This window comes from Mangrovimonas sp. sgz306409, from assembly GCF_059735265.1.
The window spans coordinates 431,531-456,460 of record NZ_JCAPEU010000001.1 but is presented as its reverse complement, the minus strand read 5'-3'; the positions used below and the strand labels follow the sequence as shown (position 1 = coordinate 456,460).

At 39.8% G+C, this 24,930-nt stretch carries 21 protein-coding genes; 7 read left to right on the top strand and 14 right to left on the bottom strand.

The genetic code is table 11. The annotated features are described in order from the left end of the window. Positions 1-55 precede the first annotated feature (55 nt). Positions 56-3,418: a T9SS type B sorting domain-containing protein gene (locus AC6I5C_RS01995; RefSeq protein ID WP_497903697.1), complete on the top strand. Its 3,363-nt coding sequence runs from the start codon at positions 56-58 to the stop codon at positions 3,416-3,418. Positions 3,419-3,477: 59 nt separating this feature from the next. Here AC6I5C_RS01995 and AC6I5C_RS01990 read toward each other — a convergent pair whose 3' ends face one another. Continuing rightward, positions 3,478-4,365: a LysR substrate-binding domain-containing protein gene (locus AC6I5C_RS01990; protein ID WP_497903696.1), complete on the bottom strand. Its 888-nt coding sequence runs from the start codon at positions 4,363-4,365 to the stop codon at positions 3,478-3,480. A gap of 81 nt (positions 4,366-4,446) precedes the next feature. Between AC6I5C_RS01990 and hutH the strand changes: the two genes are divergently transcribed. The 3 genes from hutH to AC6I5C_RS01975 all read left to right on the top strand — a co-directional run bounded on the left by hutH (position 4,447) and on the right by AC6I5C_RS01975 (position 8,897). After that, entirely contained in the window at positions 4,447-5,937 is a 1,491-nt protein-coding gene (hutH, locus tag AC6I5C_RS01985) for a histidine ammonia-lyase (RefSeq protein WP_497903958.1), read from the top strand. Between the two features lie 106 nt (positions 5,938-6,043). Further along, entirely contained in the window at positions 6,044-8,041 is a 1,998-nt protein-coding gene (hutU, locus tag AC6I5C_RS01980; RefSeq protein WP_497903695.1) for a urocanate hydratase, read from the top strand. A gap of 295 nt (positions 8,042-8,336) precedes the next feature. Then, a complete protein-coding gene (locus AC6I5C_RS01975; protein ID WP_497903694.1) occupies positions 8,337-8,897 on the top strand; it encodes an imm11 family protein in 561 nt (186 codons plus the stop codon). Between the two features lie 101 nt (positions 8,898-8,998). On the opposite strand, the gene AC6I5C_RS01970 is transcribed toward AC6I5C_RS01975, so the two are convergent. Genes AC6I5C_RS01970 through AC6I5C_RS01960 form a run of 3 tightly spaced genes read right to left on the bottom strand, consistent with a single transcriptional unit; the run spans position 8,999 to position 11,021 of the window. Continuing rightward, positions 8,999-9,898: a peptidase associated/transthyretin-like domain-containing protein gene (locus AC6I5C_RS01970; protein WP_497903693.1), complete on the bottom strand. Its 900-nt coding sequence runs from the start codon at positions 9,896-9,898 to the stop codon at positions 8,999-9,001. A gap of 60 nt (positions 9,899-9,958) precedes the next feature. After that, the gene (locus tag AC6I5C_RS01965) at positions 9,959-10,600 is read right to left on the bottom strand and encodes a YiiX/YebB-like N1pC/P60 family cysteine hydrolase (protein WP_497903692.1); all 642 of its coding nucleotides are present in this window, start codon (positions 10,598-10,600) and stop codon (positions 9,959-9,961) included. A 1-nt stretch (position 10,601) separates the two neighbouring features. Then, positions 10,602-11,021, bottom strand: a complete 420-nt coding sequence (locus AC6I5C_RS01960) for a hypothetical protein (RefSeq protein ID WP_497903691.1) — start codon at positions 11,019-11,021, stop codon at positions 10,602-10,604. A 253-nt stretch (positions 11,022-11,274) separates the two neighbouring features. Between AC6I5C_RS01960 and AC6I5C_RS01955 the strand changes: the two genes are divergently transcribed. Both AC6I5C_RS01955 and AC6I5C_RS01950 read left to right on the top strand, forming a co-directional pair. Next, on the top strand, positions 11,275-12,660 hold the full coding sequence (locus AC6I5C_RS01955) for a T9SS type A sorting domain-containing protein (RefSeq protein ID WP_497903690.1): 1,386 nt from the start codon (positions 11,275-11,277) through the stop codon (positions 12,658-12,660). 152 nt (positions 12,661-12,812) lie between these two features. Next, on the top strand, positions 12,813-14,180 hold the full coding sequence (locus AC6I5C_RS01950; protein WP_497903689.1) for a T9SS type A sorting domain-containing protein: 1,368 nt from the start codon (positions 12,813-12,815) through the stop codon (positions 14,178-14,180). A 231-nt stretch (positions 14,181-14,411) separates the two neighbouring features. On the opposite strand, the gene mutT is transcribed toward AC6I5C_RS01950, so the two are convergent. The 10 genes from mutT to AC6I5C_RS01900 all read right to left on the bottom strand — a co-directional run bounded on the left by mutT (position 14,412) and on the right by AC6I5C_RS01900 (position 22,868). Further along, positions 14,412-14,816, bottom strand: coding sequence for an 8-oxo-dGTP diphosphatase MutT (gene mutT, locus AC6I5C_RS01945; RefSeq protein ID WP_497903688.1), 405 nt, complete (start codon positions 14,814-14,816; stop codon positions 14,412-14,414). Positions 14,817-14,873: 57 nt separating this feature from the next. After that, positions 14,874-15,647, bottom strand: coding sequence for a S1 family peptidase (locus tag AC6I5C_RS01940; RefSeq protein WP_497903687.1), 774 nt, complete (start codon positions 15,645-15,647; stop codon positions 14,874-14,876). Positions 15,648-15,743: 96 nt separating this feature from the next. Continuing rightward, complete coding sequence (locus AC6I5C_RS01935; RefSeq protein WP_497903686.1) at positions 15,744-16,508, bottom strand: FkbM family methyltransferase; 765 nt, start codon at positions 16,506-16,508, stop codon at positions 15,744-15,746. A 143-nt stretch (positions 16,509-16,651) separates the two neighbouring features. After that, positions 16,652-17,269 (bottom strand): rhodanese-like domain-containing protein, encoded by a 618-nt coding sequence (locus AC6I5C_RS01930; protein ID WP_497903685.1) that lies wholly within the window; start codon positions 17,267-17,269, stop codon positions 16,652-16,654. A gap of 28 nt (positions 17,270-17,297) precedes the next feature. Continuing rightward, positions 17,298-17,960, bottom strand: a complete 663-nt coding sequence (locus tag AC6I5C_RS01925; RefSeq protein WP_497903684.1) for a rhodanese-like domain-containing protein — start codon at positions 17,958-17,960, stop codon at positions 17,298-17,300. 15 nt (positions 17,961-17,975) lie between these two features. After that, positions 17,976-18,566, bottom strand: coding sequence for a YeeE/YedE thiosulfate transporter family protein (locus AC6I5C_RS01920; RefSeq protein ID WP_497903683.1), 591 nt, complete (start codon positions 18,564-18,566; stop codon positions 17,976-17,978). 18 nt (positions 18,567-18,584) lie between these two features. After that, the gene (locus AC6I5C_RS01915; RefSeq protein ID WP_497903682.1) at positions 18,585-19,115 is read right to left on the bottom strand and encodes a YeeE/YedE thiosulfate transporter family protein; all 531 of its coding nucleotides are present in this window, start codon (positions 19,113-19,115) and stop codon (positions 18,585-18,587) included. Between the two features lie 10 nt (positions 19,116-19,125). Next, the gene (gene nrfD / locus AC6I5C_RS01910) at positions 19,126-20,082 is read right to left on the bottom strand and encodes an NrfD/PsrC family molybdoenzyme membrane anchor subunit (protein ID WP_497903681.1); all 957 of its coding nucleotides are present in this window, start codon (positions 20,080-20,082) and stop codon (positions 19,126-19,128) included. 12 nt (positions 20,083-20,094) lie between these two features. Next, positions 20,095-20,628 carry a 4Fe-4S dicluster domain-containing protein gene (locus tag AC6I5C_RS01905; RefSeq protein WP_053976641.1) on the bottom strand — a complete coding sequence of 178 codons (534 nt, stop codon included), beginning with the start codon at positions 20,626-20,628 and terminating at the stop codon, positions 20,095-20,097. Next, the gene (locus AC6I5C_RS01900; protein ID WP_076662719.1) at positions 20,625-22,868 is read right to left on the bottom strand and encodes a molybdopterin-containing oxidoreductase family protein; all 2,244 of its coding nucleotides are present in this window, start codon (positions 22,866-22,868) and stop codon (positions 20,625-20,627) included. The genes AC6I5C_RS01905 and AC6I5C_RS01900 overlap by 4 nt, the downstream gene beginning before the upstream one ends. A 165-nt stretch (positions 22,869-23,033) precedes the next feature. On the opposite strand from AC6I5C_RS01900, the gene AC6I5C_RS01895 reads away from it, so the two are divergent. Next, positions 23,034-24,923, top strand: a complete 1,890-nt coding sequence (locus AC6I5C_RS01895) for a hypothetical protein (RefSeq protein ID WP_497903680.1) — start codon at positions 23,034-23,036, stop codon at positions 24,921-24,923. The last annotated feature ends 7 nt before the right edge of the window (positions 24,924-24,930 follow it).

Genomic DNA, 24,930 nt, shown 5'->3' with positions numbered 1-24,930 from the left:
GTCAATTTGCAAATTTTGAGATTGCAGGTTGACTATTGGAGTTTTAAATTATGAAATGAAGAAAGTTAGAATGAAGAAATTTTTAATGTTTGGTTTTTTTGCAATGTGCTTACTAAAAGCTAATGCACAGCTAACCCCAAATGATTGTGCCGATGCTGTTATTGTATGTGGAAATGGAAGCTTTAGTAGTAATGCAGAGGGGGCTGGAGATATTGATGAAGTTGCTGCTTGTGGAAGTATTGAACACAATACCATTTGGTTAAAAGTAGATATTGTACAGGCTGGTAATCTAGGGTTTGATTTAATCCCGGACGATGCTGATTTGGCTGTAGATTATGACTTTTGGGTATATGATGCCAATGATGGAAATTGTGGGGAATTTTGGAGTAATCCTATTCGTTGTAATACTATCAATCCATTAGAAGCTGGTTTAACCTATAATAATACTGGAATTGATGGTACTTTAGGTACCACTCAGGGACCTGGTGCTAATGGAGATTCAGGATATGTGTATTGGTTGAATGTGAGTGTTGGGGATAGCTATTATATTGTTATTGATAGACCATATGATGGCGGTGGTTTTGAAATTCAATGGACAGGATCAGCCATGGATGGAAATGGGGCCTTTCCAGAATCCCCAGTGGCAAACGAAATAGATGATTTGATGACCTGTAGCACTAATGGGGCTACGGGAATCTTCAACTTAAATGCTGTCAAATCGGATATCAACTCAGATCTGGCAAACAATACCATCCAGTTTTATGCTAGTTTGGCGGATGCCACAGATGATAATAATCCTCTGCCGGGTATTTATACCAATACCTCAAATCCACAGCAAATTTATGCTAAGGTTGAAAATGTGTCCGGTTGCTATGATTTGGTGGAATTCAATTTAATTGTTACGGAAATTCCTGATGCCACGGTTACTGTAGATAATACTGCTGTCTGTTTTGGTGAAGAAGTAACTTTCACATTCACAGGAACACCTGGTGCTACGGTAGGTTATAGCATTGATGCCGGTACTACCCAACAATTAGTATTAGACGATTCAGGAGAAGCTACTTTAACCCAAACCTATACAGAGGATACGATTTTCGAATTAAAGTATGCCAGAATCCTTGATAGTAATGGCGATGTGGTTTGCTCACAAACCCTGAGTGAAGTTTTGGGTATTACGGTGTATACGGGTTCTGAATTAACGGTAACCAACAACTCTCCAATTTGCGAAGGAGAAATTGGAGAAATTACCTTTTCAGGAGACCCTAATGCTACTGTTGTATACCATATAGGAAGTGGCAGTTCTACCACAATAAATTTGGATGCTTCAGGGAACTTTAGTTTGCAATTTCCCGATTTAATGAGCACTACAGATGTGACCATCGAATCGGTAACTAGTAATACTGCACCATTTTGTTCGCTAGACCTCAATGAAGTAGAAACTATTGTGGTGGAAACCATAGTGGCTTTGGAAGAAGAATATATCGTGTCTGAATGTGATACGGATGGAGATGGACAATATACTTTCAACTTGTTGGATTATGAAGCCGATATCTTGGCCAATGCCACCAATCCTTCCAATTATGTGGTGAGCTACCATGCCACGCAACAGGATGCCATCGATGATACCAACGAAATAACAAATGCTAGTGCTTATACTACATCTCCAAACCCTCAAACGGTATTGGGGATAAGAGTAACTACGGAAGGTTCGGCGTGTTCCAATACAGCAGCATTGGTCTTGGAAATAACCGTATTGCCAGACCCAAGTACTACAGTGTTGGATCCTATAGTACTTTGCGATTTGCAGACTCCTAATGACAGTCAAGAGCCGTTCGATTTAACGCAATATGAAACTACCATTGCCAATGGGATTGCTAACTTGAATTACTCCTATCACACTACTCAAGCAGAGGCGGAATCTGGTGCTAATCCAATTCCAAATCCTGGCAATTATGTTGCAGGAACAAGCACGGTATATGTAAATGTCACCAGTGCCAATGCAGGAACAACGAGTTGTTATGCGGTATTTAGTTTCGATTTGGAAGTTCAGCCAATACCAATTATTGCAGAGAACAGTATGACGGTTTGTAGTACAGACGGAAGCGGTTTTTATGCTTTTGATTTAATTGCTGAAACGGACAATATTTTAGGGGCTGGACAAAGTTCTGCAGACTATACAGTATCTTTCTTTGAAGATGCTGCTGCGACAAATGAAATTTCAAGTAATCCTTATACAAATACAACTGCTTTCGATCAAACTATCTATGTGGTAATTGCTAGCAGTGCTTCCGGTTGTGCCGAGACGTTCCCATTTGAATTGAATGTGGAAGCGGCAGCCATTGCCAACATGCCAGAGCCAATGACGGTTTGTGATTATGATGGTGAGAATGACGGCTATGCCGCCTTGGACTTAACAAGTCTGGATGGAGAAGTACTGAATGGGCAAAATCCAACCGATTTTTCTGTGAGTTATTACCTTTCGGAAACCGATGCAGCTAATGGTAGTAATCCAATTGAAGATCCTGCTGGCTATGTTAATTCAATGGCTTATGGCGAGACAATCTACATTAGAGTGGTCAACAATAATATTCCTGACGAGTGTTTTGATACTACTTCTTTTGAATATACAGTGGCGCCGTTGTTGAATCCTGAAATTTATTCGCAAGATGGTAACGATACTATTTGTGTGGATTATGAAACAGGAGAGGTGTTAAATTCTGTGACCTTGGTAAGTGATTTACAGGATGCCAATTATGCCTATACTTGGTATTTGAATGGTGTCGAAATTGCTGGCGCTACCCAAGGGACCTATACCGTAAATACAGCGTCTCCAGGATTGTATACGGTATCTATTGAAGAAATTCAATCGGAGACCAATTGTACCTCTGAAATCAGCCAGGCTTTTGAAGTGTTCCAATCCAGTCAAGCGGTATTGGTAAGTGTGAACCAATCTGGAGCCTTTTCTCCAAATCCAAGCATTATTGTTGAAGTGGAAGGATACGGAGAGTATTGGTATCAGTTGGATGACGGGCCTATTGTTGATAACGGAGGTGTGTTTACCAATGTTAGCGGAGGTTTGCATACGGTGTATGTGTATGATATGACAGGAGAGGTTTCTTGTGATCCATTGGTAATTGAGAATATTAGAATTATCGATTATCCTAAAGTGTTTACCCCTAATGGAGATACTTTCAATGATTTTTGGAACATCTTTGCGCTTGAAGATCATAGGGAGGCCGAAATATTGATTTATGACAGGTATGGAAAAATACTGGCTAAAATCAAACCTTCAGGAATGCCTTGGGACGGAAGTTTCAACGGGAAACCATTACCGTCAACTGACTACTGGTTTGTGTTGACTTATGAGGAGTTTGGAGTGCAAAAACAATTCCAAGCACACTTCTCAATCAAGAGATAAATTATTATTTATTAAGGGAATAATAAGAAAAGCACTTATACTCGGTATAGGTGCTTTTTTTATTTGATCAGTTGGATAAAGTGCTCCAAGCTAGGATTCATGTTGCTTGGATCCCAAATCATAGACAATACCGTGCGTTGTGGAATCTTTGAAAGTTCGATAAATTTCACCCCAGGGTCATGGCCCACTTGAAGGGATTTAGGAACAATGGAAACCCCAAATCGATTCTTGATAAGCGAATAAATGGAATCGGCGTGGATGGTATTATGGGACACGATGGGGCTAAAACCACTGTCATCAAAAATTTGCATTACTTTTTCGTAATAAGACGTGCTGTACTTGGGATCGAAAAGAATAAAGGATTCGTTCTTTAATTGGGTCAAACTTTTAAAATTGCTGTTGTCCAATGGGTGATCCTTCGGAAGTACCAAACAAAAGGGTTCCTTTAAAATCTGTTTGATCGAAAGTCCTCTAGGTACACGTTCCAATCTCACAAAGCCAATGTCAATATCATGAGTAATAAGACTGTCTATTTGACTTTGGTTGTCCATTTCCTTAAGGCTAAATATCACATTGGGGTGTTCTTCTTCAAAAGCCAAAAGCAATTTCGGAATAAGCTCCTGCATCGCCGAGCCTACATAACCAAAATTCAGGCGGCCTTGCTTGCCGTCCTGCAAGAGTTTGGCATGTTCAAAAATGCCATCTAGTCGGGATAAGTTTCTGCTGATTTCAGTATGAAGATAGGCCCCAGCCTTGGTAAGTTTTACATCTCGGTTATGACGCTCAAAAAGCGTGATGCCCAACAATTCTTCCAACTGTTTGATTTGCCTACTTAAGCCTGGTTGGGAAATAAACAGCTTATCGGCCGCTTTTCTAAAGTGCAATTCTTCGGCGACAGCCAAAAAATAGTGCAGGTGACGCAATTCTATTTGATTACTTACAGGCATCAATGAGTGATGTAAATGATATTATTTGCTATCAAAAATAGCGATAACTTTGTAAAAACTAATAGAAAACGAGAGAGAATGATGTTTAAATATGGTATAGATAAGCTTACGGTTGATACCGTAATGGCTCTTGCAGAAGGAACTTTGAAAGGGATTGTAACAGAAGAGGCCAAAGCTAAAGTAGATGCTTGCAGACAGAAAGTGGAAATCATGGCCAATTCCGATAAGGCCGTGTACGGAATCAATACAGGATTTGGGCCCTTGTGCGATGTACAGATTACCCCAGAGGAAACCAGTAAATTACAGGAGAACTTGGTAATTACCCATGCCGTTGGTGTGGGAAACCCGATTGATAAGGAATTATCCAAAATCATGATGATCTGTAAGGTGCAGGCCTTATGTCAAGGATTTTCGGGTGTGAGAATGGAAGTGATCGACCGATTGTTGTACTGTATTGAAAATAATTTGTTGCCAGTAGTTCCTGAACAAGGTTCGGTAGGAGCATCGGGTGATTTGGCGCCTTTATCGCATTTATTTTTGCCGTTGTTGGGCGAAGGTGAGTTTTGGGTAGGCGATGTCATTAAACCTGCCGCAGAGGTCTTAAAAGCACATAATTTGGAGCCTATCCAATTACAGGCTAAAGAAGGTTTGGGATTGATCAACGGCACTCAGTTCATTTTGGCGCATGCCATCAAAGGGCTTAAAAAAATGGCATATCTTTTGGACTTGGCCGATGTGTCTGGTGCTATGAGTATTGAGGGCTACCAAGGAAGTGCTTCGCCATTTAAGGAAGCATTACATACCATTAGACCGTTTCAAGGAAATCTAAAAGTAGCCGAGCGCATGCGCCGACTGTTTAAGGATTCGCAAAATATCAAATCGCATTTGGATTGTGCCCGCGTGCAGGATCCTTATTCCATGCGTTGTATACCGCAGGTGCACGGGGCTTCAAGAAATGCTTTCTATCACTTAAATGAATTGGCAGAAATTGAGATGAACTCCGTAACCGATAACCCAATTGTGTTGAGTGAAACCGAAGCTATTTCAGGAGGAAATTTCCATGGGCAACCCTTGGCAATGGCCTTGGATTATGCCTCGATAGCAGCTTCGGAATTAGGAAATATTGCCGATAGAAGATGTTATTTGTTGTTGGAAGGGAAGTTTGGATTACCTCGTTTGTTGACGGAATCTGGAGGTTTGAATTCTGGATTTATGATTCCTCAATACACTACCGCGGCTTTGGTAACCGAAAACAAATCTTTGTGTTTCCCGCCTTCCGCAGACAGTGTGCCAACCTCTTTAGGACAGGAAGACCACGTGTCTATGGGGAGTATCTCTGGGCGTAAATTCAACCAAATTTTGGGGAATATTGAAAAGATTTTGGCCATCGAATTGATGTACGCAGCCCAAGCCTTGGAATTTAGACGTCCAAATACCTTTTCCGATATTGTGGAAGAAAACTTTAAGTTGATCAGAAGTAAAGTGGCCAAGTTGGAAGATGACCGTGTGTTGAAGGACGATATTTATGCCATCATTCAATTTGTAAAAGAACAAGCCTTTAGGGTGCAGTAAATTGCCTTGGGGCAAACCCGTAATGCATTAGAAGGTACAATTTTTTAATTTCGAGGCAGGTCTCGGAGTATTCAAATCTCGATTATCGAGTAAAATAGAGAACGATATGACATTTCAAGAACAAATATTACAAGGAATCCCAACAGAGTTACCGGCAAAAAAAGCCTATCCGGAAGGTATTAATAGAGCTCCAAAACGAAAGGATATCCTATCAAAGGAAGACAAGCAATTAGCCGTTAGAAATGCTTTAAGATATTTCCCAGAAGCTTGGCATGCGATTTTGGCGCCTGAATTTGCTGAGGAATTGAAAGAATACGGACGCATTTATATGTACCGCTTCAAACCCGATTACGACTTGTATGCACGACCTATTTCGGAGTATCCGGCACAATGTTCACAGGCGGCAGCTATCCAGTTGATGATTCAAAATAATTTGGATCCTGCCGTAGCTCAGCACCCTGAGGAATTGATTACCTATGGAGGAAACGGTGCCGTGTTCCAAAACTGGGCCCAGTACTTGTTGACCATGAAATATTTGGCCACGATGACAGAGGAGCAGACCTTGCACATGTATTCTGGCCATCCTATGGGATTGTTCCCATCGTCTAAAGCAGCGCCAAGAGTGGTGGTAACCAATGGGATGATGATTCCTAACTATTCCCAACCGGACGATTGGGAAAAGTTCAACGCTTTGGGCGTTACCCAATATGGTCAGATGACTGCAGGCTCTTTTATGTATATCGGTCCACAGGGAATTGTACACGGAACCACGATTACCGTGATGAACGCCTTTAGAAAAATATTGAAGAAAGAGGAGTCTTCCGCTGGAAAAATATTTTTAACTGCCGGTTTGGGAGGTATGAGTGGTGCGCAACCTAAGGCAGGGAATATTGCGGGTTGTATCACGGTGTGTGCCGAAGTGAATCCAAAAGCGGCCACCAAACGTCACCAACAGGGTTGGGTAGATGAATTGATTGATTCTATGGAAGCTTTGATTACTCGTGTGAAAAAAGCCCAAGAGGCCAATGAAGTGGTTTCCATTGCCTACATTGGAAATATTGTGGAGGTCTGGGAGCGTTTTGATGAAGAAAACATCTTTATCCATGTCGGGTCAGATCAAACCTCTTTACACATTCCGTGGACGGGTGGTTACTATCCTGTGGATGTGAGTTATGAGGAATCCAATCGCTTGATTCGTGAGGAGCCCGAAGTATTTAAGGAAAAGGTTCAGGAAAGTTTACGTCGACATGCGTCGGCTATTAACAGACATACAGCCAAAGGCACGTATTTCTTCGATTATGGAAATGCCTTTCTATTGGAAGCTTCTCGTGCAGGGGCTGATGTGATGGCCGAAAATCAAATAGATTTCAGATATCCTTCCTATGTTCAGGATATTTTGGGCCCAATGTGTTTCGACTATGGTTTTGGACCGTTCCGTTGGGTGTGTACGTCAGGAAAGCCGGAGGATTTGGATGCTACGGACCAAATTGCCATGGAAGTATTGCAACAAATTATGGAAGTGTCCCCAGAGGAAATCCAATTGCAAATGCAGGACAACATCACTTGGATTAAAAATGCAAAGCAGAACAAAATGGTGGTAGGTTCACAAGCCAGAATTCTATATGCCGATGCCGAAGGGCGTGCCAAAATAGCCGAAGCTTTTAATAATGCTATTGCAGAAGGAAAAATTGGCCCTGTGGTATTGGGACGCGACCACCACGATGTGAGTGGTACCGATTCTCCATACCGTGAAACTTCCAATATTTATGACGGAAGTAAGTTTACGGCTGATATGGCCATTCAAAACGTGATTGGTGACAGCTTTAGAGGCGCTACCTGGGTGTCAATCCACAATGGTGGTGGTGTTGGCTGGGGAGAAGTGATCAACGGAGGTTTTGGAATGCTGTTGGACGGTACCAAGGAGGCCGAAGCACGCCTCAAAAGCATGTTGTTTTACGATGTCAATAACGGTATTGCCCGACGTAGTTGGGCTAGAAACAAAGAAGCAAGATTTGCCATTGAACGCGAGATGCAGCGTACACCTAGCTTAAAAGTGACCTTGCCTCATTTGGTGGCTGAAGATGTCTTGACAGATTTGTTTTAAGTGAGACGTTAGTAGTTTGAAGCACGAAGCTTGGAGTTTAAAGGATTGGAGTAGAGATGAGTTGTGTCATTCCAACGAAGAAGGAATCTCTTCTTGTTCTCTTCCGTTAATCTAACTTGTGAAGAGCAATAATATATAAAAGTCCTGTTTTACGACAGGACTTTTTTGTTTCTTTAAGAATGTTATTATAAATGAACATTTCCATAATCTTTGTTCGTAGGTTTCTAATAAGAGAGTAACTCTTTTGAAAATATGGGGATGTTGTATAATTAATTAGAATTGTATAAATAAAGAAATGGAAAAATATTATAGAGTCCTATTAGGTGAAGAATACGCCAAGACAAAGGGAAAGTACGGTATAGTAGATACAGAAAATATTGAAATGTCAGACCTACTAGAGACACTTGAAGATGGTGTTGAAATTTACAAAGGTATGCTAGATGGAATTAAATTCAATTTTGAAGGAGGAGTAGGAAAACAACTTGCAGATTACCAAATGCCATATCAGCCTATAAGGTTGATTTCGACAAAAATGCAGAGATTAATCCAAGATTATGTAGATGAAAGTCAAATTCAGTTTGTGAAAACTAGTGTTTTAAAGGGCTCCGAAAGTCATGAATATTATATAATGCATTTCAAAATCAAAATAGATGTGCTTGATAGAAATAAAATGAGAGATAATCTAATCAATCCAATTATTGATAGAAATAAAATGCCTAAAAATGTCAATGTATTTTGTTACGAGGAATTTGACCCTTCGTCATTTTGTATTTCTGAAAAAGTAAAAGATTTGCTGATAAAAAATAAAGTTACAGGTTGTTATTTTCAAAAGATAACATCCGATAATCGGAGCTAGCACTCGTCTGTGACAAGAGCTAAAATTGTCCTAAATCTTTAAGCAAAGAGGTTTTGTGGATTTATGGTTGAGCAAAAAAAAGCCCCCGTTGCAAACGTAGATTATTTGGATATTGTAAAACCAATAGATAAATACCTGTGTTCATTCTCTCCATAAAAACCTCCCATTTTCAATACTTTATCTATGTGTACAAAATTATCATTTTCATTGAATACATATTTATGGTATGTTTCAACCTGACAAAATTTGGACTCTTTTTGTGTTAGGCGGGGTCTTACAAAAGGAATTCCATCAATAGTTACTTCGTTATTGTTGCTGTAGTATCCAAGCATTTCTAGGGTAAACCAATAACCGTCAGGAGTAGCTTTCAGCATTAAGGATGAAATGTCATGTTGAATTTCGTCTTTTTCTATGTTATTAATTTTTATAGGTGTACCGCTGTATATTTGTTCGCCAAGTTTACCCTTGTTGTTGTGATAAATATTTATTCTTATTAAGGCATCAATTTCGTCATGTAGTTTTTTTATGTCGTTTTTACCGATGTCGTTGTAAAAGGAAAAGGAGACCATATCTAAATAATAATCCCAATATTCTGTCTTGGGGTATACCAAAGCGCACAACTCTAATTTAGGTGTTAAAATGCAGCTTTTCCAGAGCGAAGACTTTTTTAAAGGTTTAAATGTAATTTGTTCATCCGTTTTAGCCTTTACAGTTACACTCTCCAATTGTGTTGCATGAGGAGTCATGTAAATAGTGTCTATAACTTGAAGTTTTGGTATCTTGACCGTATTATAACCCAAATGAGAAATTTCTAAAGTATCAAATGATACTTGGGTTAAATCTATGATCCCTTTTGGGTTGCTGTAATTGCCATCTGTTTTGTTGTACTTTATGGTTGCAAATGGAATTGGAGATTTATTTATGGTGTCAGCTATAACTATATTTTGCGAAAAAATAAACTGAGTAATAAGTAGAGTTGTTAGGATGAGTGGTCTTTTCATATTTAAATTTAGGATAGCAATATTATTCTATTATAGCAAAACTGTCTTTACTATCATCTTTTATAACCTAACTCTTCCAAGCAGCATTAACTTTTCAGAAGCGGCCATACCGTTAGGGTTACAGCCTAGTTGGCCTTCGGGGACTTCCATGCCCAGTTCTTTGTAAAACGCAATCCAAGAGGGATTGAATTTGTCGGTGTCTGGATCTTTAAAGGTCATGGGGTTCAATTTAAAAATGCTGTCTTTTGCAAAAGCTCTGTACACAAATCCAGAACAATAATAGCTACTGTCATTCATGACATAACTAAAGTTATAGGGCTTCCCTAACATGGTTTTGGCTTTGCTGATAGCGTCAGGAATCGCTTTTTGATACTCTGGTTTCAAGCGATAAGCGATCACCGTTCTCTCTTGTGGTAAGCTGTCTGATGGAGGGTAGATAAACTCTCGCAAACTAATCTTGCTGGAACCACTTTCCGTATCGGCATGCAATACAAAAATGCTGTCGTCCACTTTTTCAACCAATCCCATATGGGAGAAATGGGTGGCTTTATCGGTTTGGGTCACCGCATCTATAGCTTTGGATAAGCTGCTTTCGGCAGATTCCCTAAATAATACATCACCAGTCTGCAAAATGACATCCTGTGCTTGCATAGCTATTGCACATATGGTAAGTAGCAGAAAGGTGATGTGTTTTTTGTTCATGTTAAATGGATGTCTTTGCTTTTTTTAAAGCGACTTTACCTCCAAGCCAAGCCATTGGAATGTATGCAACCACCAGATCCAAAGTTGTAAACCAAGTAGGAGAGGGGAGCATATAGGCCATCATGATGCCGCCAATAAAAAACAGCACTCCTATGGCCATGGCAAAAATCATGTTATGGCTCGCAGCTACGCGAACGGCTATAATGGCGCCTACAAAAGTTCCTATGGCATGGGCCAAAAATGGAAACAGAAAATGTTTGGGCTCCATAGTAGACATGGCTTCCGCTAGAGCATTCATGTCATTGGGATCGAGTCCTTCCAAAGGGAATAAGGAATGTCCTAAGGCTACCAGGCCCATGTTAGCGGCGCTTCCGCCAAGCCATCCTAAAATAAGGGATAAAATGTTTCTTACGATTCGCATTGCAATGTGTAATGTTAGTTAGATGGTAGCCAAAATAGATAAAATTTTTGGAAGCATGGTCGCTGAAAGTTTAGAGTTGGGAAGAGAAGTGCGAGGAGTGAACAACTAGGGGGTGAAAAGGGGTTTTGTCTTTACAGATTTTTGGTGTTGAAGCTTTTTGAAATCACTTGGTGGCTACGAAATAAGTGTTGTTTTAACATTTTTTACATATATTTATAAATGATTGATGTTAAATAGGTTGAAAAATGTAATTATGAAAAGAAAACTACACTGTTATTTTTGCGCCCTTTTTATAGGCTTTTTTGCAGGGGTATATGCGCAAACTGATGTGACTTTGATACCAGACACCTATTTTGAACAAAAATTGATTGATTTAGGATATGATGATGTTTTGGATGGGGAAGTGCTTACTAATAGCATTGATACTATTAGTTCTCTTGATTTACAAAGTGCAAATATTAGCGACCTTACGGGAATCGAAGATTTTACGTCAATTAAATTTTTGTATCTGTATTATAATAACCTTGACGAAATAGATGTTAGTGCTTTAACTCAATTAAAACAGTTATACTTAAATGGTAACAATGTTAGCGAGTTAGATCTTAGCAATAATTCGCTTTTAAAACATTTAGATATTACAGGAAATAATTTGTCTAGTTTGGATATTAGTAATTGTAGTCAACTAATAAGTTTGAAAGCTTACAATAACAATTTATCTTATTTAGATATAAGTAATAATACCTCACTAACAAGCTTATTTTTAAATAATAACTCTTTTACAGAACTTGCCTTGTCCAATAGTGCTCTTACAGGGTTAAATACAGAGGGGAATTCATTGAATTCTTTAGACCTCTCTAATCTACCTTCGTTGAATTTTTTGGACTGTTCTAATTCTGGATTAACGTCTCTAGATGTAAGTAACAATCCAAATTTATCCATATTAAAATGTCACAATAATGATTTAACCGAATTGGATCTCAGTAATAACCCAGATTTGGGTGAGTTAAAATGTATGGATAATGCACTTGCTGAACTGGATATATCGTTATGTGAAAGTATTTATTCCATTGATTGTTCAAATAACATTTTAACAACTGTAAATGTGTCAGGAGCGTCTTCTGCTACTTCAAATAGTTTATTTCAGTTTGTGTGCGATAACAACCAGCTGACTTCGGTGGATTTTAGTGCACTGGGAACGGATAGTGTGTTTAAAATATCGGCTTCCAATAATAATTTTTCACAGGTAAACTTAAGTAATTTGGATTTATCCGGATACATTCAGTTGGACTTCACTTCTAATCCAGATCTTACCTGTATCCTTGTGGATGAAGGGGTAAGTGTGGATCCTTTGTTTTTGGATATAGATGAACAGACAGAGCTAAGCCCCGAATGTACTGCTCTTAGTGTTTCTGAAGTGAATTTTGAGGCTGTAAGCATTGTAAATCCTGTCAAAGATGTATTAGTGATTCAGCACCCGGAATCTATTGAAATTCATGAGGTGAGCCTTTATGATCTGTCTGGACAGGAAATTATGCATACCTCAAGTAGCGACATTGATGTGTCAGCTTTTAGCAATGGTTTGTATATGGCCAAAATAGTAACCAATAAGGGGACCTTGGTGAAAAAGATACTTAAGTAACTATTGAAGTCTCTTGCAGGTATTTGACTGGTTCATAATGGAAGCTATGGCTTTCAATTATTTGGTCTGTTAGTTTTCGAAATTTCTTAAACTTAAAATCATAGTTTAATTGGGGTTTTACCTGTTGTTTTAAATATTTTAAAAATGAAATTATGAATAGAAAACTACACTATTATTTTTGTGCCCTTTTTATATGTCTTTGTGCGGGTTTGAATGCGCAAACTGCAGTGACTTTAATACCCGATAGCAATTTTGAGCAAAGATTGATTGATCTAGGGTATGATGATGTATTGGATGGGGAGGTGCTTACCAGTAGTATCGATGGGATTACATTTCTTACTTTAGGTAATGCTGGCATAAGTGATTTGTCGGGGATCGAAGATTTTACATCACTTACCGAGTTCTATTGTAATTTGAATAATTTAACCTCGGTGGACCTGAGCACACTCACAAATCTCGAAAAGTTGTTCATCTATGGCAATGATTTAAGTGCATTGGATATTTCCAATAACACCGCTTTATTGTATTTGGCATGTTCCGACAATAATCTAAGCTCTTTAGACATTAGTAATTGTGCAAATCTGGTGTGGCTAGTGGCTGAAAACAACAGTTTAACTGCTTTGGAGGTCTCCAATAACAGTGCTTTAGAGACGTTGTTTCTCAACGGGAACAATCTTACCTCTCTTGATGTGTCAAATAATAATTTATCACAACTAAATATCAATGGTAATAGCATTACTGCTTTAGACCTGTCAAATTCAACCAACCTATATAGGTTGTATTGTAATGGCAATGGGTTGCAGGCTTTAGATGTTAGCAATAACCCAAATTTAGATTGGTTGTATTGCAATAATAATAATCTAACCGAATTGGACCTTTCCAATAACAACTTGGGCCGATTGTATTGCAGTAACAATTCAATTGATCTATTGGATATTTCAACCTGTACCGATTTAGAGATATTGGATTGTTCCTATAATAATTTAATGGCATTGGATGTTTCCAATAACCTAGAACATATGAATCACTTTACTTGTGATTACAATAACATTAGCTCCTTGGATTTTAGTAATAGCGAAAATATAATATCCTTTATTTCCGCTGCCAATAACAATTTAAATGAAGTGAATTTAACCAATGTAGATTTAGGGGGACTTTATAATTTAAAATTCACCGATAATCCCGATCTTAATTGTGTGCTCATTGATGAAGGTGAAACTATAAATCCTATTTTTTTACATATAGATGAACAAACAGAACTAAGCCCTGAATGTACGGCCTTAAGTGTTTCTGAAGTGGATTTTGAGGCTGTAAGCATTGTAAATCCTGTTAAAGATGTATTAGTGATTCAGCACCCGGAATCTATTGAAATTCATGAGGTGAGTATTTATAATGTATCTGGACAGGAAATTTTGCATGCCTCAAGTAACGAAATTGATTTTTCGGCTTTTAGCAATGGTTTATATATGGCCAAAATAGTTACCAATAAAGGGACGTTGGTAAAAATGATATTAAAGTAAATATTGAGCTCTTCCATTCGGTCTCGTTTGCAAAGGGAGATGATTGGTGTTGCTAACCTGTTTGGCAATCAAAATAGTAAACAATGAGCCGTTAATAAGAATGACTTGAATGGTCCTCAAATCTTTTCTTTTGAGGACTTTCTTTGGCGCTTTTCTTGTGAGATAAGGAGTGTAGTCATTAAATACTCCTATATTTCTTGTTGTTTTAAAAGACTCAAGTGGTTGATTTTCTTATTTAGGTGTGCCATTTTCTCTAAAAGTACGTTGTAATTTTTCTACAATTGGCACATCCGCAGGAGCCATTTGGTAGTGTCTTAATTCGGGTAGGGAGACCCAAGCCAATTGATCATGGTCCCTCAGTTGAAATTCCCCGGAGACATGTTGGGCCATGTAAGATTCTAAAAATATTGTCTTGGAACTATACATATGTTCATTTTTGTGAAAAGCCCTGAGGACTTTAATCTCTACTTGAAATTCCTCCCGAAACTCACGAATCAAGGCGGTTTCTGCGGTTTCGTTGGGTTCTATCTTTCCGCCTGGAAATTCCCAATAACCAGCCAAATCTTTATGTGAGGCACGCCTTGCAATAAAGATGTTTTGTTGATCAATGAGAATGCCTGCAGCTACTTTTAGCATACTATGGAAGTTTAAAGTATCAAATGTAGGGTTTGTCTGTTTCTTTTCAAGGTCTATTCATTTATAATTGGCTTTACGGTAATCTATATTATAATCCTCAAATAATTTCTTTAAATAATGCACGCTGCCAATAACGGCTAGCTTTCCTTCGGCGCCAGAAATAATACCTACTAAATAACCGTTTTTGTCAATGACAGGTGAGCCGCTCCTTCCTTGTGGCTGTGGGTTTGTATCGAAGGATTTCATATAATAATGGTCTCCTAGATTATCTACACATTGCAGTTTTGTCAAGGCAGGCGCACTATTATCTTGTTGTTTCGCTCCCCATCCCACTGCATACACAATTTCATTTATCTGTATTGGTGTGTACCGTATTTTTAGAGGGTAAAGGTTTGAAGGAGGGGTTTCAATTTCAAGGAGAATCCAATCCCTTACTTTAAGCGTATTGAATTCTCCAATGTTTTCTTTTGGGTTGGTGTTGATCAAGTGTTTGACGGCTACAGTATTGTTACTGTTGTTTTTGGGGTAGAGTTTCCAATCCTGAAATGTTGGCCCCAAATCTATGGTCTCTAATCCTAGTTGGTTTTTAAGTACCATGAACAAATGTTTGCAGGACACTCCTAAAGTATCTTGTCCGGTATCAATGAGGAATGCGTTGGCGAAATCTTTGTAAACTTTGTCTTTAAACTCAATCTGGTTGGTGAGGGAAAAGCTTGGCCATTGTGCAATTGGCTTATCAATCCAAGGTTCTTTAGGTGGCTCAGGCTCTTCTTGGCATCCTAAGGTTGCTAAAAGCACTCCGATTGCAATTGATTTAATTCCATTTACCATGTTAGCAATTTTTTAGATTGATTTGTAACTGCTAATGGTTATTTAATGCTTATTTACCATTGCCTTTAGTTGTGAGGTTTTTATTTTGTTGATAGGTCATTTTTTAAAAATAAGATTGGCATAGCCAGGAATATCTTCGGCATTGTTAATAGGGCGATCTTTATGGTCTATCCAAATACCATCATATCCTTTTTGGGTGAAGTAGTCAAAGATAAAGTGTTTGGTGTCTTCCCTAACTTCCACAGCAAAAACACAATCGTTCAAATCGATGGTTAGACCTGAAATGATATCGTCTTCACAACCTTCGGTATCTATTTTAATTAGATTGGGTTGGCCGAACTCAGCAATTACGCCATCCAGACTTTTTATGGAAACCTCTTCTGTAAATCCTTTATAACTATCCTCCACAAATTTTCTTTTAAACGAGCCTTTTCTTCCTCCCGTTTCGGTGTCCCTAAAAAACTCCTGTTGGGTGTTCTCTTTACCAAGCCCATAATTGAAACACCTAACGTTGGTGCATTTATTGATGTTGGTGTTGAATTGCAAAAACGCATAGTTTTTAAAGTCGGGTTCAAAGGAATAGACGGTTCCTGAGTTGCCAACGGCTTCGCTAAAAGGCAAAGCGTATTGACCAATGTTAGCCCCTATATCAAAAACAATATCTCCAGGCTTTATATAGGCTTTAATTTTGTTCTGGATCTGTTCTTCATATTGAATCTGTTTCTGAAATAGAAATGTAAGATGCTGCGATCTTTCATAATAGAGAACTTTGTTGTGATTGTTGATTTTCTTTGCAACAATATCACTTTTTGAAAAAGTTTTAACGGCTTTTGATACTAGATCGTAAACAGTTTTTTTCATACGGTTCATATTAGCTAAGTGGCTGTAAACTATAGGTTAAAAATATCAAATATTTGGCCGTTTTTAGAACCTTATTTTTGTTTTTCTCTAGAAATAAGGGAGGTGAACTTTAAAGCAAAAGAAGTATAGTATGTATATATTTTTTAACAGCCGCCCTCTGCTTTGCGCTTCTTTTTCTTTTCAACTGTAATCACTTTTTTGGGGACGTCAGCTGTTGGAGGGACTATGGTATTGGAGCTATCCAAATGCTTTTGGGAATCCATGATAAATTCATTGATATCGTAAGGTAGGGTTTCTGTTTTTGACTCTTTTGTGATGAGTTTGTTTTGCGAGTAACTGAGTTCTACAGGTAGGATTTTAAGATTATCGAATCCCAACTGGTAGAGGATAAGAAAAGGAATGTTGGCTTCTTCGGGAGTGCTTCCGTAAAGCGCCGTAGGTGTATTTGATTTTTTTAAATCCTGCAGCAGTTTTTGGGAGGCTTCACTCATAATATCCACGGAAGGCATGTTTATGGCATTTTGTAAATGACCTTTGTTGTACTCATATGGGTTTCTAATGTCTATAAATGCCACATCTTCATTTTCAATAAGGGAATAGGGGAGGAAATAATCTGTTGAGGTGATTTTTTCCAAAGTGCTTTTAGTGTTGAAAGCATAAGTGTTTTTGGGGCGTTTATAGGTTAAAAAACCTATCAATACGGCTAGAATAAATAGCGTGGCAGCAATGGATATTCGTTTGGTTTTCTCTAATTCTTTCATGGTATTAGGTATAAGGTCAATTTCAGACTTAACAGCCGCCTTCTGCTTTGCGCTTCTTTTTCTTTTCTACGGTTATTACTTTTTTAGGCGTTGAAGGAGCAGAGGGCAACTCGGTACCTAAATTTTGATCTGGGTATGCTACGCCAAAATACATACTGGCCGCTTTTCTGGTGGCATACAGTTTAAAGTCCGCTTCAGGCATGGCCTCACTTGGTTTAGTTGGGTTGATAATGGTATTATACCAAGTGTTGAGTCCTCCTTGTAAAACATGTAGATTTTTAAACCCTAGGCGGTCGCACAACATCCAAGCTTGGTCGGCATGAAAGGTATCGTTGGAATAGAACACCACGTAAAACTGGTCTTGGTTGAGGTAGGTAAGAGAGTCTTCGTCCAACAATTTTGACAGCGGGATATTAATGGCATTTGGTAAGCTATAATTATTATAGCTTTCTTCATCCCTCACGTCTACCAAAATAAAAGAAGGATCTTGGCTAATGAGTTTATGTGAAATGTCATCGGTGGAAATATAACGCTCCGGACTGATGGCGTGGCTTAATAACTGTTTGGAGCGAATGCCTTCCTGTTTTTCATATTTGGGTAGTAATACCAATCCAGCCGCAAGAATAATCAAGGTTGCAGCCAGTATTTGATAGCGATACGAGAGGAATTTTACGGTTTTCTTTTTGTCCATGAGGATCAAGTTTAATTAGTAAAACACACTTTTTACTCTTTTTCTAACCATATCGGCAATGCCAAACGCCACTACGGCAATAATGGCAAACACAAAAATGACCCAATAGGGATTCCAACCAAAGGAATCTATCAATGTAATATTGCCAAAGTTGTAGCCGTCATAGATGGGTTCAAAAAGATTGAAGAGTTCCGAAAAGATAAAAACGCCAATCATGATGCCAATTACATAAACCCAAGCATCCAATTTACCTATGGCTACGGCACACAAACTGGTGCCTGGGCAGAACCCGCCGGTTACAAAACCAACTCCCATAATGACGCCGCCTATGATGGCCCCCCATAAATAAGTTGGGTGCACATAGAGTTTTGAAATATCAAGGTATCCCAAGTAATCCATATAGTAAATGCCAATCACTGATACGGCTGCTGCGGTAAAGAATACTTTCAATACGGCGAAATCATAGCCGTAAAACACACCGGCCAATTTTCGCGAGGATGAAAAGCCTGAAGCTTCCAACACAAAGCCAAAGGCAATGCCAATGAATATTGCTATGATACTATCCCATTCCATTGGAATATAACCGCCAGGAATTAAAGGTCCCATAATTCTATCTTTTAAATTTTAAATCCAGTTCTTTCTAAAAAAATAAGCGAAGGCATAGGCCGATCCAAAAATGGCCAGCATGGTAAGAAACCCTCCTGTTGACAATACGGCCATACCGCTTAAAGCGGCACCACTGGTACATCCTCTTGCAATTTGAGCGCCGAGTCCGAATAAAATACCTCCTATAAGCGCAAAAATCAAACGGCGTTTAGTCGTTATTTTAGGGGAATGTTGAACGCGCCACTTAATGCGCCCACTGATGCTCCCTGAAATAAACGCGCCTGTCAAAATACCTAAAGCCTCAAATACCAGCCAAGTGTTCATTGGGGAGTCCCCTTCCTTGATAAACTGACTGTAATAACTGTTGCTTTCGGCGTGTTTGGGAGCGACATTTTCAACGACTGTTACCACACTGCTTTTCATGGCGCCACTGGCTCCCAAACCTCTACCGGTAAGGTAAAAGGTGAAAATAATGATGATGCCCAAAAGGAAACCTCCAAAATATGGGTTCCAGTATAGGTGTGGGTTTGCTTTATGTTTTGTATTCATAACAAATAATTTAATAGAGGTATCGGGTAAGTTGTCCTGCTTCTACCATAATAAACCTAAAGATAAGCCCACCGATGATGACTAAAATAGCCGGAACTGCTACGGGGACTTTATAACCTAATAATTCAATGACTTCCAAAATAGCAGGAACGAGTAAGCCCAAAAGGATCACGAAGCCAAAAAACATTAGGGTAAATTCACCGCCAACCAAAAGGTCCATGGCTTCCAATTGTACTTGCGAGCCAGCATAATAACCCATAATCATATGGGTAATCAGGGCAATTTCTATGACAATTAAGGCTAAATCTATTTTGCTGAACAGATGGCGTTCTTCTCTATTTCTGGACAGTAAAATAATGGCTGCGGCTCCCGTAGATAAACCAGAGGTTAAGAACAGTGGCCCCAGAATAGCATTGTTCCACAGAGGACGTGCATTAAAGGCCGATAATAAAATACCTGTATACACCCCCAAAATTATCGATAGGGGGATAAGGGCATAAGCCATATAGGTCCTATTGGCGATAAGGAATTTTTCGAATTTCTCTAAAAACTTAAATTTTTTAAAGAGTTTGAGTTTTGATTCCCACTTAGGGAAAGCACTTCGGTAAAAGCTGAATAACCATAAAAAGGACAGCGGTGTGGTAATGAGTAATACCCAAGCGCCCCAGGACATAGGGGATTCTATCCTAAAAGTGGTGTATAATCGCCATGTGTATAGTGGATGGGTTAAATCGTAAACCAATGCCAAGAGACCAATGGATAGGGCGATTGGCGGTATAACAGCGGCTGCTTTCAGAGCGGGATACTGTTTTTCTTTTCCCATAAGGTAGAATAAAGCTGCAAAGAATAGGATGCCTGCAGCAAGTCCTCCCAAAAATAGATACAGGGAGATGGGCCAATGCCAAATTTGTAATGAAGGATCAATGTTTGGAATGTTTCGGCCGCTTGTAAATAGTTCTTCTTCCATGGTACTTTAGCGTTAAATGAGATAAAACACGTGAGGATCGGTCCCTGCCTCTGGGGATAGGGTTTTATGTTTTCTGTTTTTCAACAATTGGGATATTTCGCTATTTGGGTCGTCCAAATCGCCAAAATACATGCATTTTGTTGGGCATACAGAGACACATGCGGGCTGTTGCCCTTTTTCCAATCGGTGGTGGCAAAACGTACATTTGTCTACATAGCCATCGGGGTGTTGGTATCTGGCATCGTAAGGACAGGATTCTATACAAGCCCCGCAGCCGATACATTGGTCTGCAGTCACCAAAACAATACCGCCTTCTACAACATGACTAGCCCCAGTTGGACAGCATCTTACGCATGGCGGATTGGCGCAATGGTTACAACGTTCCGAGCGCAATTCCAATTCTAAATTAGGGTAGGAACCGCTAACAGCTTCAGTAATCCAATCCCTGCAATAGCCATGGGGCACATTGTTTTCTGTTTGGCAAGCGACCACACAGTCACTGCAGCCAACACATTTTAAGGTGTCTATCACCATTGCATATCTCATACCATTGTATTTTTATGTGGGTCTTCGGTTAAAATGGAAACAAAGTTTCCTCTTAAGCCGGTGCCACCCATTAGTGGATCTACGACGATTTGGGAAATAAGTTCGGCGTCACTGGCACCTTTTCCAAAGGCGCGGGTCAATTTTTTATTGTTATGGCCAAAGCCATGGTACATATACACAGAATCCCAACGAATACGCTCTGTAACTCTCACTTTTATAGGGAAAGCAGATAGTATGCCATCTTGGTTTTTAAGCCAAACGGGCTGGTCTTTTTTAAGATCTAGGATTCGGGCTACCCTAGGGTTGACCCAAAGGGTGTTTTCACTTTTTAAATCGCTTAAATAAGGGTTGTTAATCGTTCTACTGAACGTGTGCATTGGGGATCTTCCGTAATTCAACCTATAAAAGCCTTGAGGTGGTTGCGGGTGGTGCGTGTAGACAGGCATAGGATCGAATCCTAAATCTGCCAATTCCTGAGAATAGAACTCTATTTTTCCACTTGGAGTACCAAATACATAATCCTGTCCTTCTTCCAGGAACAATGGTCCAGAAGTTCTTTCAAAATTCTTAACACCAATCTTTTTCATTTCATCCAAAGAAGTCCCCAATTTGTTGAGTTGCCATTCAATGACCTCTTCAAAATCGTTGTAATTGAAATAGTCTCCCAAACCAATACGGTCGCCAATTTGTTTACTGATCCACCAAGCCGGTTTGGAATTGTATTTAGGCTTTACAGCTGGAATACGAACGGCAATAGATGGATGCCTGTTGGTGGCAGAGCGAATACCGTCATAACGTTCTAAATAGGTACATTCCGGAAGCACCACATCGGCATAGCCTGTGATTTCCATTGGCATGGTATCTACCACGACCAAAAATTCAACCGCATTAATCGCTTCAAGGGTTTGTTCCCGCTGTGGCAGGGTGTTTATTAAGTTGGTTCCGGCAATCATCCATGCTTTAATAGGATATGGATTATCTTCATTGGGAATTGTAGCCTTGACTACTTCCGAAGTATTGCCCATTTCAGCAAATGGATATTGCTGACCTATTTCATGCCAGCCCCATTTAGGCTCTGGATAGGCTGGATGCGGATATTTTGGAATACTAATTTTCTCTTTAAAATAGAAACCACCTCTATTGCCCCAAGAGCCCAAAAGGCCATTTAATATGGCAATGGCACGTTCGCGTTGCGAGTCGTCTCCATACCAAGTCACATGGCGTCCTGGGTGAACGATAGTAGCTGGGGCTGCCGCAGCCATAAGGCGAGCTGTTTCCCTAATGCTATCCGGTTTTATGGTGGTGATGCCGTAGGCCCATTCCGGAGTATACGGTTTTACGTGGGCTTTTAGTTCCTCGAAACCAATGGCATATTTTTCAACGTATTTTTTATTGTAAAGCTCTTCCTCAATCAACACATGCATCCAAGAAAGTAGTAAGGCAATGTCAGTCGCGGGTTTGATAGGTAACCAATGCGACGATTTACTGGCCGCTGTAGAAAATCTAGGATCTACGGTAATAATGGTAGCACCATTATCGATGGCGTCAGACATTTCCTGAACCTGGGTATTGTGCATGTTTTCCCCAATATGGGAGCCAATAAGGACCAGGCATTTGGTGTCTCTAATATCGGTAGGTTCTGGAGAGCCCACCCAAGAGCCAAAGGTAAGTCCGAAGCCTGTTTCCCTTGGACCTCTACACTGCGCGTAGGCCGGTTCAGCAATGGTATCGGAACCATAGGCTTTAAAGAGGTGTTCCAAATGACTTCCTGGAGACCCGTGTTTTAAAAGGGCAAACGACTCAGGTCCGTATTTCTGTTTTATTTCCGTGAATTTCTCGGCAATCAGGTCCAAGGCCTCCTCCCAACTGGCTTCCCTGTAGGTTTCTTCACCGTTTATAGTGGTTCTTATTAATGGCGTTTTTAAACGATCTTCATCGCTGTACATACCAATACCTCCCGTACCTCTTGGGCAGAGTCTTCCGTTACAGTGCGGGTCATCATCATTTCCAATCACTTTTTTGATGTCGCCAGTTTCGTCTGTATAGGCCCATGCGGCACATTTCCAAAAGCATACCTCACAATAGGTAGCAGTTCTAGAAAGTTTTTTGGCAATATTTTCTTTTACGGCAGCATCCAATAATGGATTGGGTGCTAATAAATTGACTGCTGAAGAGGAAAGTGCTAAGCCCCCTAACCCTAAAGCTGAAATTTTGATGAATTTTCTTCTGGATGTCACCATAGCTATTTGGATTGGTTCTTAAAGTTAAGGAATTTTTCAATCTTTTTAGAGAGATTAAAAGTATCATTTCTACACCTGGTTTCTTGTAACAATTGTTACAGTGGAAGCCCTTTTTTGATAGTGTTTCGGGGGAAGATTTATTGTAAATTTGAACAAGCGCTCACTATGAAAGAAAAGACCTATTTCAGATGGATTTTGGTACTGGCCATTTTGTTATTTGGCTTGCTTTATGTTGTGAGGCATACGGATGTTTTTAGGTCTCAGGAATTTTCAGGGGAGCAATATGAAGGTAAGGTCGTTTCTGGAGGTGAATCCTGTTTGCAGTGCCATCAGCAAACCAAGGGGTTTTCAGAATACCACAATCCAGAACTCATAGGTTGCGCCAATTGCCATTTGGGAAACACGGGTTCCTTTAATAAAGAGGAAGCGCATGAAGGCATGGTTTTGGTGCCCGGTAATTTAGCAGATGCCCAAAAGACCTGTGGAAAATGTCATGCCAACGAATTACACAATGTAGAGCACTCCCTTATGACTACCAATAGTGGGTTGGTGGCGGTTGATAAATTTGTATTTGGTGAATCAGATAGTTTGAATGCCCATTACCATATTAAAGACTTGCAGTATTCGGCTGCCGATAAACACTTGCGGGATTTGTGTGCCAATTGCCATTTGGGTGCCCAAAAAACCGATTATGGCCCTATTGCCCAATTAAGTCGGGGGGGAGGGTGTAATGCTTGTCATTTAAATTATTCACAACAAGCCAAAGCCGACCTTACTAGTTACATGGCATCCAACAAAACCCAGCTGCCACAAGTGCATCCTTCCAGTGATGTGTTTATGGATGATACCCATTGTTTTGGCTGTCATAGTCGTTCCAGCAGGATTTCCACCAATTATATAGGGCTTCAGGAAACTTTATTGGATGAAGCTGAGGTGGCCCATGCCAAGGGGCATATGGTGTTGGAAGACAAAAGGGTCTATAAACAGTTGCAGGAAGATGTGCACCATACTAAGGGTCTATTGTGTATTGATTGTCATTCCTCTCACGAGGTGATGGGCGATGGTAAGATCTATTCCCACGGCGAAGATGCCGTTACCCTGAAATGCAATGATTGCCATTTCAAATCCAAGCTTCGTACGGTTCCTTTCGATTCGATTGATAGGGAAAGCCGATTGGTCTATTTACACAGGGGCTATGAGCACCGTGATAAAGAAATTTTAGTTAAGGAAAAAGATGGGCGTCCCTTAATAAATACCTATGTGGACTCTTTGGGGAATGCTTTTTTAATAGGAAAAAAGGATCAGAAATTGCATCCTTTGGATCCGCAATCGGCTGTTTGTTCTCGTGACAATGCCCATAAAAATGTGAGTTGTAGTGCCTGTCATTCCTCTTGGACGCCACGTTGCATTGGTTGTCACAATAAGTTTGATGGCAATGAAGCCCAAGCCTTCGATTTGTTGGATAAGAAATTGGTGAAAGGCCAATGGAAGGAATATGTTGCTGAGTTTTCGGCCTCGCAACCGGCTTTAGGAGTTAGGGAACATAACGACGGTATTTTGGTTGAACCCGCCATACCGGGGATGGTCATGACTATAGATAAAGGTAGTTACAGTGGTCACCCCGATACCGATGTGTCCTTTCATAGACTCTTTGCGCCCAATGCACCACATACTACTACAAAAGCGGTGCGCGATTGTAAATCCTGCCATGCCAATCCCTATACTTTGGGCTATGGCAACGGAACTTTGGTATATCAAACAAATAAAGAAATAGGGGAATGGGTCTTTACTCCAGAATATGCCTTAAATCCTCATGATGGTTTGCCGGAAGATGCATGGATACCTTTTATGAAGGAGGGGACAGCCCAAGAGCCAGCCTCAACAAGAACCAATTTTAGGCCTTTTAATGTAGCTGAACAACAGCGCCTCTTGTTTGTCGGGGCCTGTTTACAGTGCCATGATAATACGTCCAAGGTCATGCAACAAACTTTGGAACAGGGATTGGAAATGAGTATGAAACAATTGAGCAAGGCTTGTATTTTGCCAGTTCAATAGAGGGATT